Source organism: Enterobacter sp. Tr-810 (assembly GCF_011752765.1).
GTDB lineage: Bacteria > Pseudomonadota > Gammaproteobacteria > Enterobacterales > Enterobacteriaceae > Enterobacter > Enterobacter soli.
The window spans coordinates 146,384-162,236 of the sequence record NZ_VWWW01000008.1; the positions used below are offsets into that span (position 1 = coordinate 146,384).

The 15,853-nt window shown below is 54.0% G+C and carries 14 protein-coding genes and 3 tRNA genes; 15 read left to right on the forward strand and 2 right to left on the reverse strand.

From position 1 onward, the window contains the following. Nucleotides 1-48: 48 nt before the first annotated feature. Nucleotides 49-1,101 carry a small ribosomal subunit biogenesis GTPase RsgA gene (gene rsgA, locus F3J30_RS19920; RefSeq protein ID WP_010427739.1) on the reverse strand — a complete coding sequence of 351 codons (1,053 nt, stop codon included), beginning with the start codon at nucleotides 1,099-1,101 and terminating at the stop codon, nucleotides 49-51. 107 nt (nucleotides 1,102-1,208) lie between these two features. Between rsgA and orn the strand changes: the two genes are divergently transcribed. From orn to F3J30_RS19940, 4 genes are all read left to right on the forward strand, one after another. Then, nucleotides 1,209-1,754, forward strand: a complete 546-nt coding sequence (orn, locus tag F3J30_RS19925; protein WP_014068608.1) for an oligoribonuclease — start codon at nucleotides 1,209-1,211, stop codon at nucleotides 1,752-1,754. A gap of 198 nt (nucleotides 1,755-1,952) precedes the next feature. Then, nucleotides 1,953-2,028, forward strand: a tRNA-Gly gene (locus F3J30_RS19930). Nucleotides 2,029-2,064: 36 nt separating this feature from the next. Then, nucleotides 2,065-2,140, forward strand: a tRNA-Gly gene (locus F3J30_RS19935). 157 nt (nucleotides 2,141-2,297) lie between these two features. After that, nucleotides 2,298-2,373 (forward strand) — tRNA-Gly (locus F3J30_RS19940). 270 nt (nucleotides 2,374-2,643) lie between these two features. Here the strand turns inward: F3J30_RS19940 and queG are convergent. After that, complete coding sequence (queG, locus tag F3J30_RS19945) at nucleotides 2,644-3,783, reverse strand: tRNA epoxyqueuosine(34) reductase QueG (protein ID WP_166718317.1); 1,140 nt, start codon at nucleotides 3,781-3,783, stop codon at nucleotides 2,644-2,646. Between queG and nnr the strand changes: the two genes are divergently transcribed. The 11 genes from nnr (at nucleotide 3,782) to F3J30_RS20000 (ending at nucleotide 15,665) form a co-directional block, all read left to right on the forward strand. Next, nucleotides 3,782-5,305: a bifunctional ADP-dependent NAD(P)H-hydrate dehydratase/NAD(P)H-hydrate epimerase gene (nnr, locus tag F3J30_RS19950; protein ID WP_166718318.1), complete on the forward strand. Its 1,524-nt coding sequence runs from the start codon at nucleotides 3,782-3,784 to the stop codon at nucleotides 5,303-5,305. The genes queG and nnr overlap by 2 nt on opposite strands. Further along, on the forward strand, nucleotides 5,298-5,759 hold the full coding sequence (gene tsaE, locus F3J30_RS19955; protein ID WP_014068611.1) for a tRNA (adenosine(37)-N6)-threonylcarbamoyltransferase complex ATPase subunit type 1 TsaE: 462 nt from the start codon (nucleotides 5,298-5,300) through the stop codon (nucleotides 5,757-5,759). Before nnr ends, tsaE begins: the two co-directional genes overlap by 8 nt. Before the next feature lie 16 nt (nucleotides 5,760-5,775). Beyond that, the gene (gene amiB / locus F3J30_RS19960) at nucleotides 5,776-7,110 is read left to right on the forward strand and encodes an N-acetylmuramoyl-L-alanine amidase AmiB (protein WP_166718319.1); all 1,335 of its coding nucleotides are present in this window, start codon (nucleotides 5,776-5,778) and stop codon (nucleotides 7,108-7,110) included. Nucleotides 7,111-7,119: 9 nt separating this feature from the next. Next, complete coding sequence (gene mutL / locus F3J30_RS19965; RefSeq protein ID WP_166718320.1) at nucleotides 7,120-8,970, forward strand: DNA mismatch repair endonuclease MutL; 1,851 nt, start codon at nucleotides 7,120-7,122, stop codon at nucleotides 8,968-8,970. Further along, a complete protein-coding gene (gene miaA, locus F3J30_RS19970) occupies nucleotides 8,963-9,913 on the forward strand; it encodes a tRNA (adenosine(37)-N6)-dimethylallyltransferase MiaA (RefSeq protein ID WP_014068614.1) in 951 nt (316 codons plus the stop codon). Before mutL ends, miaA begins: the two co-directional genes overlap by 8 nt. A gap of 85 nt (nucleotides 9,914-9,998) precedes the next feature. Continuing rightward, nucleotides 9,999-10,310, forward strand: a complete 312-nt coding sequence (gene hfq, locus F3J30_RS19975; RefSeq protein WP_014068615.1) for an RNA chaperone Hfq — start codon at nucleotides 9,999-10,001, stop codon at nucleotides 10,308-10,310. A gap of 74 nt (nucleotides 10,311-10,384) precedes the next feature. After that, a complete protein-coding gene (hflX, locus tag F3J30_RS19980) occupies nucleotides 10,385-11,665 on the forward strand; it encodes a ribosome rescue GTPase HflX (RefSeq protein WP_166718321.1) in 1,281 nt (426 codons plus the stop codon). 56 nt (nucleotides 11,666-11,721) lie between these two features. Continuing rightward, entirely contained in the window at nucleotides 11,722-12,987 is a 1,266-nt protein-coding gene (gene hflK / locus F3J30_RS19985) for an FtsH protease activity modulator HflK (RefSeq protein WP_014068617.1), read from the forward strand. A 2-nt stretch (nucleotides 12,988-12,989) separates the two neighbouring features. Beyond that, a complete protein-coding gene (gene hflC / locus F3J30_RS19990; protein WP_014068618.1) occupies nucleotides 12,990-13,994 on the forward strand; it encodes a protease modulator HflC in 1,005 nt (334 codons plus the stop codon). A 71-nt stretch (nucleotides 13,995-14,065) separates the two neighbouring features. Further along, on the forward strand, nucleotides 14,066-14,263 hold the full coding sequence (locus F3J30_RS19995) for a DUF2065 domain-containing protein (protein ID WP_003855996.1): 198 nt from the start codon (nucleotides 14,066-14,068) through the stop codon (nucleotides 14,261-14,263). A gap of 103 nt (nucleotides 14,264-14,366) precedes the next feature. Continuing rightward, complete coding sequence (locus F3J30_RS20000) at nucleotides 14,367-15,665, forward strand: adenylosuccinate synthase (RefSeq protein ID WP_014068619.1); 1,299 nt, start codon at nucleotides 14,367-14,369, stop codon at nucleotides 15,663-15,665. Nucleotides 15,666-15,853 lie beyond the last annotated feature (188 nt).

Sequence of the window (15,853 nt, forward strand, 5' to 3'; positions counted from 1 at the left end):
CCGGAACCTGAAAAAAGGGGACGATTTTAGCGATGCTTAGCTTAGTTGTCAGTTATCCGAATCAGAAAAGTTTTTACGCGTTTTTACGTCTTCCATGCTCTCAAGAATGCGGTGATAGTTTTCAAAGCGGGTTTCCGCAATTTCACCGTTCTCTACCGCTTCACGGATAGCACAACCTGGGTCGTTATCGTGTTTGCAGTCGCGATATTTGCAAGCGCCTAAATAATCATGGAATTCGACAAAACCATTGAAGATTTGTTCCGGTTCGAGGTGCCACAGGCCGAATTCGCGCACGCCCGGGGAGTCGATCACGTCGCCGCCGTGCGGGAAGTGATACAGACGCGAGGCGGTGGTGGTGTGCTGGCCCAGACCTGAGACATTCGAGACATCGTTCGTCAGGATCTCTTGCTGGAGGCCAAGCAGGTTATTCAGCAGGCTGGATTTACCCACGCCGGATTGACCCGCAAAGATGCTGATCCGGTCGGTCAGCGCTTCTTCTAACGGTTTCAGGCCATCTTTGGTGTGGCTGGAGACCATCAGCACGCGATAACCAATCTTGCGGTAGATATCCATCTGCTCGTTAACAAAGGCCATGCCGTCGTCATCCAGCAGATCGATTTTGTTCAACACGATGATCGGTTCAACCTGAAGCGTTTCGCAAGCAACGAGGTAGCGGTCGATGATATTGAGCGAAAGCTCCGGTAAAATCGCCGAAACGATGACGATCTGGTTAATGTTGGCGGCAATCGGTTTTACGCCATCGTAGAAATCCGGACGGGTTAACACCGATGTGCGTTCATGTACGGCCTCAACGATACCTTTTACCGTCACACCTTCCGCGGCTTCTTTGCCTGGACGCCAGACCACGCGGTCACCGGTAACCAGTGAACGGATGGTGCGACGGATATTACAACGGTGGATATCCCCGTCGGCGGATTCGACATCGGCATGCATACCAAAACGGCTAATCACGACACCTTCTGTCGCTTCGCCAAACAGGTTGTCGTCGTAATCCGGCTTCTCCGAAGTGGTTTTAAGACGGCGCTGGTGATTGGCGTTGACGCGGCGCTGCTGCCCTTTGGAGAGTTTATTTTTACTCAATCGCACTGGCTCCTGGTCGCCCGTGATGGGCAAAACCTCTATGATACACTCTAATTAATACTAGTTAACCTGCTACCGCCGGTTATGCGAGAAGGGTGGAAAATAACATGAGCGCAGATGAAAACAACCTGATTTGGATTGATCTTGAAATGACCGGGCTGGATCCCGAGCGCGATCGCATTATTGAGATTGCCACGCTGGTCACCGATGCAAACCTCAATATTCTGGCTGAAGGGCCAACCATTGCCGTTCATCAGTCTGATGAACAACTTGCGCTGATGGATGACTGGAACGTGCGTACCCATACCGGCAGCGGGCTGGTGGATCGCGTGAAGGCCAGCACGCAGGGCGATCGTGATGCGGAGCTGGCGACCATTGAGTTTCTGAAGCAGTGGGTTCCGGAAGGGAAATCACCTATCTGCGGTAACAGTATTGGCCAGGATCGCCGTTTCCTGTTTAAGTACATGCCGGAACTGGAAGCTTACTTCCACTACCGTTACCTGGATGTCAGCACCCTGAAAGAGCTGGCGCGTCGCTGGAAACCTGAAATTCTGGACGGCTTTAAAAAACAGGGCACCCACCAGGCGATGGATGATATCCGTGAGTCTGTAGCGGAACTGGCTTACTACCGCGAGAATTTTATTAAGCTGTGATTTTTGAGGCCCGGCACCCTTGCGTTGCCGGGTTTTTGTCGTTAAATTGTGCAGCTTGCTGATTAATTAATCACTTGAACAAGATTTCGAAAAAATCGCTTTCAGGGGGGTTGCAGCTAAAAGGATTTCTCGTATAATGCGCCTCCCGTAACGACAGAGAATTACGCGTTACGACAGCAACAAAAGCAGTACAGATTTGCGGGAATAGCTCAGTTGGTAGAGCACGACCTTGCCAAGGTCGGGGTCGCGAGTTCGAGTCTCGTTTCCCGCTCCAAAATTTGAAAGTGCTTCCACAGCACAGACTGCCCAAGCGGGAATAGCTCAGTTGGTAGAGCACGACCTTGCCAAGGTCGGGGTCGCGAGTTCGAGTCTCGTTTCCCGCTCCAAAATTTGAAAGTGCTTTCACAGCACGGACCACCAAATCGTGGGATTTCGAGTTGCAACAAGGCGGCAACTGAACGAATCCTTAGGAGCTTACTTAAGTAAGTGACTAAGGTGAGTGAAGGCAGCCAACGCAGTGGCAGCTTGAAAGACACAGATTAAGCGGGAATAGCTCAGTTGGTAGAGCACGACCTTGCCAAGGTCGGGGTCGCGAGTTCGAGTCTCGTTTCCCGCTCCAAATTCTTCTCCATATTTAAAATATCCACAGCGAAATAGTTCGTTGGGGACGTTTTCTATTGCATCTGAAATACTACTATAAACAGAGTTATCCACAGATCCTGTCGTTTACCTGAATGGGGTAAAAACTTCGCAGGGTGAATAGTATTGCTTCAATGCATTGAATTTTATTAAGAAAATTTGATTTCAAAATGTTAAAGAGATCACTTGACCTGTCTGCTAAGCCTGATGGCGCCTGAGTTTTTATTTTTATGCACAGGCTGTGAATAGTTCAGGCGTCACGTGTAAGTCCTTTTTCGATCACTCTCACCAGACGCTGTTTTTTCGGTAATTGCACTTCAACTACGCAGGCATTTCGCTTCTCGATTTGCTGCGCAATCGCCCACTCTATGTGTTCGTCGAGAAGTGGGTGCTCACCTCTACGACTTTCCAGTGCCTGAACATTGGCTTCATCCCAGGGGGCGTTGCCCAGGGCAACAGCCACATTTCGTAGCCAGCGCAAATGGCCGATACGGCGGATAGCTGAACCTTCAGTGACTTTCAGGAACCAGGCCTCGGTCCAGGCGAACAGCTCGATAAGCGGCGGGGCGTGCAGAGCCTTGCGCGGGCTAAAGTCCTCTTCATCGGTAAGCTGTGAATAGCGGTTCCACGGACAAATTAGCTGGCAGTCGTCGCAGCCGTATATCCGGTTGCCAATGAGCGGGCGGAACTCTTCCGGGATAGCGCCTTCCAGCTCGATAGTGAGATAAGAGATGCAGCGGCGAGCATCAACGGTGTAGGGCTCAACAATCGCGCCTGTCGGGCAGATGGTCATACAGGCCACGCACCGCCCGCAACCTTCCTCCACCGGGCCGTCTACCGGCAGCGGCAAATCAATGAGCAACTCACCCAGAAAGAAGAATGATCCGGCATCACGGCTAAGGATAAGTGAGTGCTTACCTGTCCAGCCAAGCCCGGCTTTTTCGGCGATTGGGCGCTCAAGAATAGGCGCAGAATCGACAAAGGGTCTAAAATTCAGCGAAACACAGTGCTGCTGAATAGTTTCCCCAAGTTTTTTTAAGCGGTTACGCAGAAGTTTATGGTAATCACGCCCCAGGGCGTAACGGCTGACGTAACCCAAAGAGGGATTTTTTAGCGTGCGGGCAAACGCCGCGTTGGCCGGCAGATAGTTCATCCGCACGCTAATGACACGTAATGTGCCCGGCAAAAGCTCGTGTGGACGCGCACGCATCATGCCATGACGCGCCATCCACTCCATTTCGCCGTGGTATTGTTTGTCCAGCCAGGCCTGAAGTTTAGGCTCGCTGGCGGAAAGGTCTGTGTCTGTAATACCGACCTTCTGAAAGCCAAGCTCAGCGCCCCACTGTTTAATTTTTTGCGCTAACTGATTGAGATCGAGGGGCTGTGACATGACGGACCATACAGTGAAGAAAAACCCCGCAAGTATACCACATTCCGTCTGGGATGCGGATGACCTCCGCCGCGCTGAAAAAGAGGCGGCAGACAGTCTCGGCCTCACCCTTTATGAACTGATGCAGCGCGCAGGCGAGGCGGCATTTACCGTTTTCCACGCCCTTTATCCCCAGTCGACACATTGGCTTATTTTATGCGGACACGGCAATAACGGTGGGGATGGCTATGTGGTCGCCCGGCTGGCCGTGGCGGCGGGTATTCGAGTGACATTACTGGCGCTGGAGAACAATAAACCGCTGCCGGAAGAAGCCGGCGCGGCGCGTGAAGCCTGGCTGAACGCGGGTGGTGTTATTCATGCGTCTGATATCGTCTGGCCCGATGACATCGATGTGATTATTGATGGTCTGCTGGGCACCGGGTTGCGCAGTGCGCCGCGCGAGGGTGTTGCGGCGTTGATAGAACAAGCCAATGCCCACTCTGCGCCGGTGGTGGCGCTGGACATTCCATCCGGGCTTATCGCGCAAACCGGGGCCACACCCGGCGCGGTTATCCATGCCAGCCACACGGTGACGTTTATCGCCCTCAAACCTGGTCTGCTGATCGGTAAAGCACGTGACGTGGTGGGTGTACTGCACCATAACGCGCTGGGGCTGGAAAACTGGCTTGCCGGGCAGGAAACACATATCGCCCGCTTTGATGCTTCACAGCTTGTGCAGTGGTTGCCACCGCGACGCCCGACATCCCATAAGGGCGATCATGGCAGGCTGGTGATTATTGGCGGGGATTACGGAACCGCTGGTGCCATTCGCATGGCGGGAGAGGCTGCAGTGCGCAGTGGTGCAGGATTAGTGCGAGTACTTACTCGCATCGAAAATATCGCCCCCATTATAACCGCGCGCCCGGAACTGATGGTGCATGAGTTAACCCCTCAGACGCTGGAAGAAAGCCTGGAATGGGCGGATGTCGTGGTCATTGGCCCCGGGCTTGGACAGCTGGCCTGGGGTAAGCAGGCGCTACAAAAAACCGAGAATTTTCGTAAAGCGATGCTGTGGGATGCCGATGCGCTGAACCTTCTGGCAATCAATCCTGATAAGCGTCACAATCGCATCCTGACGCCGCACCCCGGCGAAGCCGCGCGATTACTCAATTGCAGCGTTGCAGAAATTGAAAACGATCGCTTACTTTCTGCACAGCGTCTGGTAAAACGTTACGGGGGTGTTGCCGTTTTAAAAGGGGCGGGAACCGTCGTGGCCTGTGACGATGCGCTGGGCATTATCGATGCCGGTAACGCGGGAATGGCGAGCGGCGGTATGGGCGATGTGCTCTCTGGCATCATAGGTGCATTGCTCGGACAGAAACTTCCCCTATATGATGCAGCCTGTGCGGGCTGCGTGGCACACGGTGCGGCCGCAGACAAGCTTGCGGCGCAATATGGTACACGCGGAATGCTGGCCACCGATCTTTTTTGCACGCTAAGGCGTGTTGTTAACCCGGATGTGATTGACGTAGAAAATGACTAATCGAGCGATTCCTTTACCTGACGAACAGGCAACTTTAGATCTCGGCAAGCGTGTGGCGCAGGCCTGTCAGGGTGCAACCGTCATTTATCTGTATGGTGATTTAGGCGCGGGTAAAACAACCTTCAGCCGTGGCTTCTTACAGGCGTTAGGCCATAACGGCAATGTAAAAAGCCCAACGTATACGCTGGTCGAGCCTTATACGCTTGAAAACCTGATGGTGTATCACTTCGACTTATACCGTCTTGCGGACCCTGAGGAGCTGGAGTTTATGGGGATCCGCGATTACTTTGCCAACGATGCCATCTGCCTGGTGGAGTGGCCGCAACAAGGTGCGGGTGTGTTACCTGACCCGGATGTCGAAATTCACTTAGATTACCAGGCACAAGGGCGTGAGGCACGCATCAGTGCTGTTTCCTCATCAGGTAATTCCTTACTGGCTCGTTTAGCCGGTTGAGCTTAGGGATAACGGGATGATTAATCGCGTTAAAGGTTGGTTATTGGCTGCAACGGTGTTGCTGTGCGCGCATGCCGGCGCGGCCAGTCTCTCAGATATTCAGGTATCGAACGGTGAAAGCCAGGCGCGGATTACGTTCAGCTTTATGGGCGATCCTGAGTATGCGTTTTCCCAAATCGATAGTCACAGCGTGGCGCTGGATATCAAGCAAACGGGTGTGGTCCAGGGGTTGCCGCTGCAATTTAGCGGGAATAACCTGGTAAAACGTATTCGCTCTGGCACGGCAAAAGACGATCAGTCGTTACGGCTGGTGGTCGATTTGACCGAAAAGGGCAAAACGCAGGCGGTGAAGCAGCAGAATGGCGCGAACTATACGGTGGTCTTTACCATCAATGCTGACGCGCCACCACCGCCGCCACCACCACCAGTGGTGGTAAAACGTGTGGAAGAGCCGGTATATACGCCGCGTCCATCCACGCCGGCGCGGAATCCGTTTAAATCAGAGAATGACCGTATCACTAGCGTGACCAGCAGCAATACGGCAACACGCCCTGCGGCCAGCACGCGTGCGGTGAGTGGCGATAAAGTGATTATCGCTATCGACGCCGGGCATGGCGGGCAAGACCCGGGCGCTATCGGGCCGGGCGGCACGCAGGAAAAAAATGTCACTATCGCGATTGCCCGTAAGTTACGTGCATTGCTCAACGATGACCCGATGTTCAAAGGCGTGCTGACCCGTGACGGCGATTATTTTATCTCCGTGATGGGGCGTTCGGATGTGGCGCGTAAACAGAATGCGAACTTCCTGGTGTCGATTCATGCGGATGCTGCGCCAAACCGTGATGCCACCGGGGCGTCTGTCTGGGTGCTTTCCAACCGTCGCGCTAACAGCGAAATGGCCGGCTGGCTGGAACAGCATGAGAAGCAGTCCGAACTGTTAGGCGGCGCGGGTGATGTGCTGGCAAATAGTCAGTCTGATCCGTACCTCAGCCAGGCGGTTCTGGATTTACAATTCGGCCATTCGCAACGCGTCGGGTATGATGTGGCGACTAACGTATTGAGCCAGTTGCAAAGCGTGGGTGTGTTGCATAAACGTCGCCCGGAACATGCAAGCCTGGGCGTGTTACGTTCGCCAGATATTCCATCCATCCTCGTCGAGACGGGCTTCATCAGCAATAACGGTGAAGAGCGCTTGCTGGGGAGCGATAGCTATCAGCAGCAGATTGCTGATGCGATTTATAATGGTCTGCGCAAATACTTTAATGCGCATCCGTTGCAGTCCGCGCCACAGGGCGGTACAGGGCAGACGGCCAGTGCGGCGCTGCCGGGTGAGATGACCGCGACAAACTAAGGAGCATTCATGCCGATTCAGGTTCTACCGCCGCAGCTTGCGAACCAAATCGCCGCCGGTGAGGTGGTGGAACGACCTGCGTCGGTGGTGAAAGAGCTGGTGGAAAACAGTCTTGATGCGGGGGCAACCCGCATCGATATTGATATCGAACGCGGTGGCGCAAAGCTTATCCGCATTCGTGACAACGGCTGTGGCATCAAAAAAGACGAGCTGGCGCTGGCGCTGGCGCGTCATGCCACCAGTAAAATTGCCTCGCTTGACGATCTGGAAGCCATCATTAGCCTCGGCTTTCGCGGCGAGGCGCTGGCCAGTATCAGCTCCGTTTCCCGTCTGACGCTGACCTCCCGCACGGCTGAACAGCAAGAAGCCTGGCAAGCCTACGCCGAAGGGCGCGACATGGACGTGACGGTCAAGCCCGCGGCCCATCCTGTTGGCACCACGCTGGAAGTGTTAGATCTGTTCTACAACACGCCTGCCCGGCGCAAATTCATGCGCACCGAAAAGACTGAATTTGGTCATATCGATGAAATTATCCGTCGTATTGCACTGGCTCGCTTTGATGTCACCATTAACCTCAGCCATAACGGCAAGGTGATGCGCCAGTACCGTGCCGTGGCGGAAGGTGGACAGAAAGAGCGCCGCCTGGGCGCTATTTGCGGGATGCCGTTTCTGGAGCAAGCACTGGCGATCGAGTGGCAGCATGGCGATCTGGCTCTGCGCGGCTGGGTGGCCGATCCTAAAGCATCCAGCGCGGCATTCGCGGAGATCCAGTATTGCTATGTGAATGGCCGTATGATGCGTGACCGCCTGATTAACCACGCTATTCGCCAGGCGTGTGAAGACAAGCTCGGGGCCGATCAGCAGCCCGCGTTTGTGCTGTATCTGGAGATTGACCCGCATCAGGTTGACGTGAACGTGCATCCTGCCAAGCATGAAGTGCGTTTTCACCAGTCGCGTCTTGTGCATGATTTTATCTATCAGGGCGTGCTGAGCGTATTGCAGCAGCAGGCCGAACCCGCATTGCCGCTGCAAAATGAAGAGCCTGCGCCGCGCCTGCTGCCGGAAAACCGTGTGGCTGCGGGGCGTAACCATTTTGCTGAACCTGCGGTTGCGCGTGAACCGGCGGCACCGCGTTTCTCGTCGGTGGGGAACACTAACACTCCACGCCCGACAGGGGCTAACTATCCAAACGCTCAGCCCGGCTACCAAAAACAGCAGGGGGCGTTGTACCGTAAATTGCTCGACACCCCAGCCGTGGAACGTAAAGAGCATATTGAGGTTCCGACACCTTCACTGGAAGGGCATAGCCAGAGCTTTGGACGAGTATTAACCATTGTCGCCCCGGATATGGCGTTGCTCGAACGTGAGGGCAAGCTGGCGCTACTCGCTCTGCCGGTTGCTGAGCGTTGGCTCAAGCAAGCGCAGCTGACGCCGGGGGCAAATGCGGCGTGTGCACAACCGCTGTTAATCCCGGTGCGCTTAAAAATATCCCCACAAGAACTGTCGGTATTACAGCGTGCTACAGAGCAACTCGCGGAAATGGGCATTGAATTTGTGTTAGAAGCACAGCATGTGACAATTCGTGCAGTGCCTTTACCCTTACGCCAACAAAATTTACAAAACTTGATTCCTGAACTGATAGGCTACCTGGCGCAGCAAACGACGTTTGTTGCCGCTAATACCGCGCAGTGGATAGCCCGCCATCTGGCGAGTGAACATAATCCGTGGAGTATGGCGCAGGCGATTACCGTGCTGGCAGAGGTCGAACGACTTTGTCCGCAACTGGTGAAAACGCCGCCGGGTGGATTATTGCAACCTGTTGATTTACAAACGGCGATGACCGCCCTGAAACATGATTGATGTAAGCAAGGCGAGCCTGCCTAAGGCACTATTTTTGATGGGGCCAACGGCCTCCGGCAAAACGGCATTAGCCATTGAGTTACGTAAAGTTTTGCCCGTAGAGTTGATTAGCGTCGATTCTGCCCTCATCTATCGAGGGATGGATATCGGCACGGCAAAGCCAAACGCAGAAGAACTGCGTGCGGCACCGCACCGGTTGCTCGATATTCTCGACCCGTCGCAAGCGTATTCCGCAGCTGATTTTCGCCGCGATGCGCTGGAGCAGATGGCCGAGATAACCGCTGCGGGACGAATTCCGCTGCTGGTTGGCGGGACAATGCTCTACTTTAAGGCGCTGCTGGAAGGGTTATCACCTTTGCCATCAGCGGATCCCGAGGTAAGAGCGAAGATTGAGCAGCAGGCGGCAGAGCAAGGATGGGACGTTTTGCACAAGCAACTGGAGGAGATTGACCCGGTTGCCGCAGCACGGATTCATCCAAATGATCCGCAAAGGCTTTCCCGGGCACTGGAAGTTTTTTTCATTTCGGGTAAAACTTTAACGGAACTGACGCAAACGTCAGGAGAAGCTCTGCCGTATCAGGTGCATCAGTTCGCCATCGCCCCGGCGAGCCGTGAACTGCTCCATCAGCGAATTGAGCAGCGTTTTCATCAGATGTTAGCTTCAGATTTTGAAGCAGAAGTGCGGGCGCTTTTTGCCCGTGGAGATTTGCATACGGATATGCCTTCCATTCGTTGTGTGGGATACCGCCAGATGTGGTCGTATCTTGAAGGTGAGATTTCATACGATGAAATGGTTTATCGAGGTGTTTGCGCCACGAGACAGTTAGCGAAGCGCCAGATCACCTGGTTACGCGGTTGGGAGGGTGTTCACTGGTTAGACAGTGAAAAACCGCAACAAGCGCTAAACGAAGTGATTGAGGTTGTTGGTGATATCGCTCACTGAATGTGTACAATTAAGCCGTATCGTGCGCAATTTTTCAGAATCGCAAGGTTCTAAGTACAAAACAAGCATATAAGGAAAAGATAGAATGGCTAAGGGGCAATCTTTACAAGATCCGTTCCTGAACGCATTGCGTCGGGAACGTGTTCCAGTTTCTATTTATTTGGTGAATGGTATTAAGCTGCAAGGTCAGATTGAGTCTTTCGATCAGTTCGTGATCCTGTTGAAAAACACGGTCAGTCAGATGGTCTACAAGCACGCTATCTCTACTGTTGTTCCGTCCCGTCCGGTCTCCCATCACAGCAATAACGCTGGCGGCGGCACAGGCAGTAACTACCATCATGGCAGCAACGCGCAGGGTTCTTCAACGCCGGCGCAGGACAGCGAAGAGAACGAATAAGTTCTCCGGCTGTTATCCACACGGGGAGCCAGCGATCCTGCGTTCCCCGCTGATCTTTTTAGAGGGTTATACGCTTGTTTGACCGTTATGATGCCGGTGAGCAGGCGGTGCTGGTACACATCTATTTTTCGCAAGACAAAGATATGGAAGACCTCCAGGAGTTTGAATCTCTGGTCTCTTCCGCCGGTGTCGAAGCAATGCAGGTGATTACCGGTAGCCGTAAAGCGCCGCACCCGAAGTATTTTGTTGGTGAAGGTAAAGCAGTCGAAATTGCGGATGCCGTAAAAGCAACCGGCGCGTCAGTCGTGTTGTTTGATCATGCGCTGTCTCCAGCCCAGGAGCGCAACCTGGAAGCCCTTTGCGAATGCCGTGTTATCGATCGCACGGGATTGATTTTAGATATTTTTGCTCAGCGTGCGCGTACCCACGAAGGTAAGTTGCAGGTTGAGCTGGCGCAGCTGCGTCATCTGGCGACGCGCCTGGTGCGTGGCTGGACCCACCTTGAAAGACAAAAAGGCGGGATTGGTTTGCGCGGTCCGGGTGAAACCCAGCTCGAAACCGACCGCCGTCTGTTGCGTGGCCGTATTACCCAGATCCTCTCGCGGCTGGAAAGAGTAGCGAAACAGCGTGAGCAGGGGCGTCGGGCGCGAACAAAAGCCGACATCCCGACGGTGTCGCTGGTGGGGTATACCAACGCCGGTAAATCCACCCTGTTTAACCAGATTACTGAGGCCCAGGTTTATGCCGCAGACCAACTGTTTGCGACCCTGGACCCTACGCTGCGTCGTATTGATGTTGCAGACGTAGGTGAAACTGTTCTGGCGGATACGGTTGGGTTTATCCGCCATCTGCCGCATGACCTGGTGGCGGCGTTTAAGGCCACATTGCAGGAAACACGACAGGCGACCCTGTTGCTGCACGTTATTGACGCAGCAGACGTTCGTGTGCAGGAAAATATTGATGCAGTAAACGTGGTGCTGGAAGAAATTGACGCCCACGAAATCCCAACGCTGTTGGTGATGAACAAGATCGATATGCTGGAAGATTTTGAGCCGCGTATTGACCGAGATGAAGAGAACAAACCGATTCGGGTCTGGCTTTCCGCTCAGACCGGTATTGGTGTGCCACTGCTTTTCCAGGCTTTGACAGAACGTCTTTCCGGTGAGGTAGCCCAGCACACGCTGCGATTGCCGCCACAGGAAGGCAGGCTGCGCAGCCGGTTTTATCAGCTTCAGGCGATAGAAAAAGAGTGGATGGAGGATGACGGCAGCGTGGGGATGCAGGTGCGTATGCCGATCGTTGACTGGCGTCGCCTCTGTAAACAAGAACCTGCGCTGGTGGACTATATCGTCTGACCAGAAAGGGGATGCCTGAATAATTCGCCCTTGCATAACAAATATGGAGCATATACATGGCGTGGAATCAGCCCGGTAATAACGGACAAGACCGCGACCCGTGGGGAAGCAGCAATAATCAAGGCGGCAACTCTGGGGGAAATGGCAACAAAGGTGGTCGCGAGCAGGGGCCGCCGGATCTGGATGATATCTTCCGCAAACTAAGCAAGAAGCTTGGTGGCCTTGGCGGAGGTAAAGGTTCTGGCTCGGGTGGTAATGCACCACAGGGGCCGCGCCCGCAAATGGGTGGCCGCATAGTGGGCATTGCTGCCGCTGCTGTGGTGATCATCTGGGCTGCCAGCGGATTCTACACCATTAAAGAAGCAGAACGCGGCGTAGTCACCCGTTTCGGTAAGTTCAGCCATCTGGTTGAACCGGGCCTGAACTGGAAGCCAACGTTCATTGACGACGTGACCGCGGTAAACGTGGAGTCCGTGCGTGAACTGGCCGCCTCTGGCGTGATGCTGACGTCTGACGAAAACGTGGTGCGCGTTGAGATGAACGTGCAGTACCGCGTGACCGACCCTGAACGTTATCTGTTTAGCGTGACCAGTGCGGATGACAGCCTGCGTCAGGCAACCGACAGCGCGCTGCGTGGTGTTATCGGTAAATACACCATGGATCGCATCCTGACCGAAGGTCGTACCGTTATTCGTAGCGATACTCAGCGTGAGCTGGAAGAGACCATTCGCCCATACAACATGGGTATCACCCTGCTGGACGTTAACTTCCAGGCTGCTCGTCCGCCGGAAGAGGTGAAAGCGGCGTTTGATGATGCGATTGCTGCACGTGAAAACGAACAGCAGTACATCCGTGAAGCGGAAGCCTACACCAACGAAGTTCAGCCGCGTGCTAACGGTCAGGCGCAGCGTATTCTTGAAGAAGCGCGTGCATACAAGACTCAGACCATCCTGGAAGCTCAGGGTGAAGTGGCTCGTTTCGCGAAGATCCTGCCGGAATATAAAGCGGCTCCGGAAATTACCCGTGAACGTCTGTATATCGAGACCATGGAAAAAGTGCTGAGCCATACGCGTAAAGTGCTGGTTAACGACAGCAAAGGTGGAAACCTGATGGTGCTGCCGTTGGATCAGATGCTGAAAGGCGGTTCTGCGCCTGCGGCGAAGTCGTCAGACAACAGCGGTGCTAACAACCTGCTGCGTCTGCCGCCAGCGTCATCAGGTAGCTCCAGTGCGACTACAACGCCTTCTTCGAACGATGGTGACATCATGGACCAACGCCGTGCTAACGCGCAGCGTAACGACTACCAGCGTCAGGGGGAATAAGGATGCGTAAGTCAGTTATTGCGATCATCATCATCGTATTGGTCGTGCTTTATACCTCTATTTTCGTTGTGAAAGAGGGTGAACGTGGGATTAAGTTCCAGTTCAGCAGCGTCGTCCGTGATGGTGACAAGCGTCCGGTGATTTATGAGCCGGGTCTGCACTTCAAGGTGCCTTTCATTCAGTCTGTGAAAACGCTTGATGCGCGTATCCAGACCATGGATAACCAGGCCGATCGTTTCGTGACCAAAGAGAAGAAAGACCTGATCGTTGATTCCTATATCAAATGGCGCATCAGTGATTTCAGCCGTTACTTCCTGGCGACAGGCGGTGGTGATGTTTCTCAGGCAGAAGTGCTGTTGAAACGTAAGTTCTCTGACCGTCTGCGTTCTGAGATTGGTCGTCTGGATGTGAAAGACATCGTGACCGACTCCCGTGGTCGTCTGACGCTGGAAGTGCGTGATGCGCTGAACTCCGGTACAGCGGGCACGGAAGACGAAGTTTCTACCCCGGCCGCGGATGACGCGATTGCCAAAGCAGCAGAACGTGTTCAGGCTGAAACCAACGGCAAAGTGCCGGTGATTAACCCGAACAGTATGGCTGCACTGGGTATCGAAGTGGTTGACGTGCGTATCAAGCAAATCAACCTGCCTGCTGAAGTGTCTGAGGCGATTTACAACCGTATGCGCGCTGAGCGTGAAGCGGTAGCCCGTCGTCACCGTTCACAGGGTCAGGAAGAGGCTGAGAAGCTGCGCGCTGCCGCGGACTACGAAGTGACCAAGACGCTTGCCGAGTCTGAACGCCAGGGTCGTATCCTGCGCGGTGAAGGTGATGCCGAAGCGGCGAAACTGTTCGCTGATGCCTTCAGCCAGGATCCAGACTTCTATGCTTTCATCCGTAGCCTGCGTGCTTACGAGAATAGCTTCCAGAGCAACCAGGATGTGATGGTGCTCAGCCCGGACAGCGATTTCTTCCGTTATATGAAGACGCCAGCTAACGCAACGCGATAAACTCAGGCTCGTTTGAGTTTTCAAACCACCGCTCTCAACGGAGCGGTGGTTTTCTTTTATAAGGAACCAAAATGAATTCAACGATCTGGCTGGCGCTGGCACTTGTTTTAGTCCTGGAAGGGTTGGGCCCAATGCTTTATCCGCGTGCCTGGCGTCGTATGATCGCCACAATGAGCCAGCTTCCGGATAATATTTTGCGCCGATTTGGCGGTGGTCTTGTGGTTGCCGGCATCGTTATCTACTACATGTTGAGGAAAACGATTGGCTGATCAAAAAGTGGTCGGATTTGGCATGTTTTGGGGTCAAAAAGTGCTGTATATCTGAAAAAGCGATGGTAGAATCCATTTTTAAGCAAACGGTGATTTTGAAAAAATGGGTAACAACGTCGTCGTACTGGGCACCCAATGGGGTGACGAAGGTAAAGGGAAGATTGTTGATCTTCTGACTGAACGGGCTAAATATGTTGTACGCTACCAGGGCGGTCACAACGCAGGCCATACTCTCGTAATCAACGGTGAAAAAACCGTCCTCCATCTTATTCCATCAGGTATTCTTCGCGAAAACGTCACCAGCATCATCGGTAACGGCGTTGTGCTGTCTCCAGCTGCGCTGATGAAAGAGATGAAAGGTCTGGAAGACCGTGGTATCCCTGTTCGTGAGCGTCTGCTGCTCTCTGAAGCGTGCCCGCTGATCCTGGATTATCATGTGGCGCTGGACGTAGCGCGTGAAAAAGCGCGTGGCGCGAAAGCTATCGGCACCACTGGCCGTGGTATTGGGCCAGCTTACGAAGACAAAGTTGCACGTCGCGGTCTGCGCGTAGGCGACCTCTTCGACAAAGCAACCTTCGCTGACAAACTGAAAGAAGTGATGGAATATCACAACTTCCAGCTGGTGAACTTCTACAAAGCTGACGCTGTTGACTACCAGAAAGTGCTGGATGACGTCATGGCGATTGCTGACATCCTGACCGGTATGGTTGTTGATGTGTCCGATCTGCTGGACCAGGCGCGCAAGCGTGGCGATTTCGTCATGTTCGAAGGTGCGCAGGGTACGCTGCTGGATATCGACCATGGTACCTATCCGTACGTAACCTCCTCTAACACCACCGCAGGTGGCGTGGCGACCGGCTCTGGCCTGGGTCCGCGTTATGTGGATTACGTTCTGGGCATCATCAAAGCATACTCCACTCGCGTGGGTGCAGGTCCGTTCCCGACTGAGCTGTTTGATGATATCGGCGAGTTCCTGTGCAAGCAGGGTAACGAGTTTGGCGCGACCACCGGTCGTCGTCGTCGTACCGGCTGGCTGGATGCGGTTGCAGTGCGTCGCGCAGTGCAGATCAACTCCCTCTCTGGCTTCTGCCTGACTAAGCTGGACGTGCTGGACGGCCTGAAAGAAGTGAAAATCTGTGTGGGCTACCGGATGCCAGATGGCCGCGAAGTGACGACCACTCCGCTGGCAGCTGACGACTGGGAAGGCATCGAGCCAATCTACGAAACCATGCCGGGCTGGTCTGAAACCACCTTCGGTGTGAAAGAGCGTAGTGGCCTGCCACAGGCAGCACTGGATTACATCAAGCGTATTGAAGAACTGACCGAAGTGCCGATTGATATTATTTCTACCGGCCCGGATCGTACTGAAACGATGATCCTGCGCGACCCGTTCGACGCATAATGATGGTTTCGCCCGGCGGCGCTGCGCTTGCCGGGCCTACAAAACCCATCACAGGCCGGATAAGCAACGTGGATCCGGCTTTTTTGTTCTCCTTCCCCCTTTCAGTTCAAATAAATTAGCCGCCAACTATCTGGCTGGTTTATCATCATTAATGAATATCTCTGCGGTTTGACCGCGTTTTCCCTTTT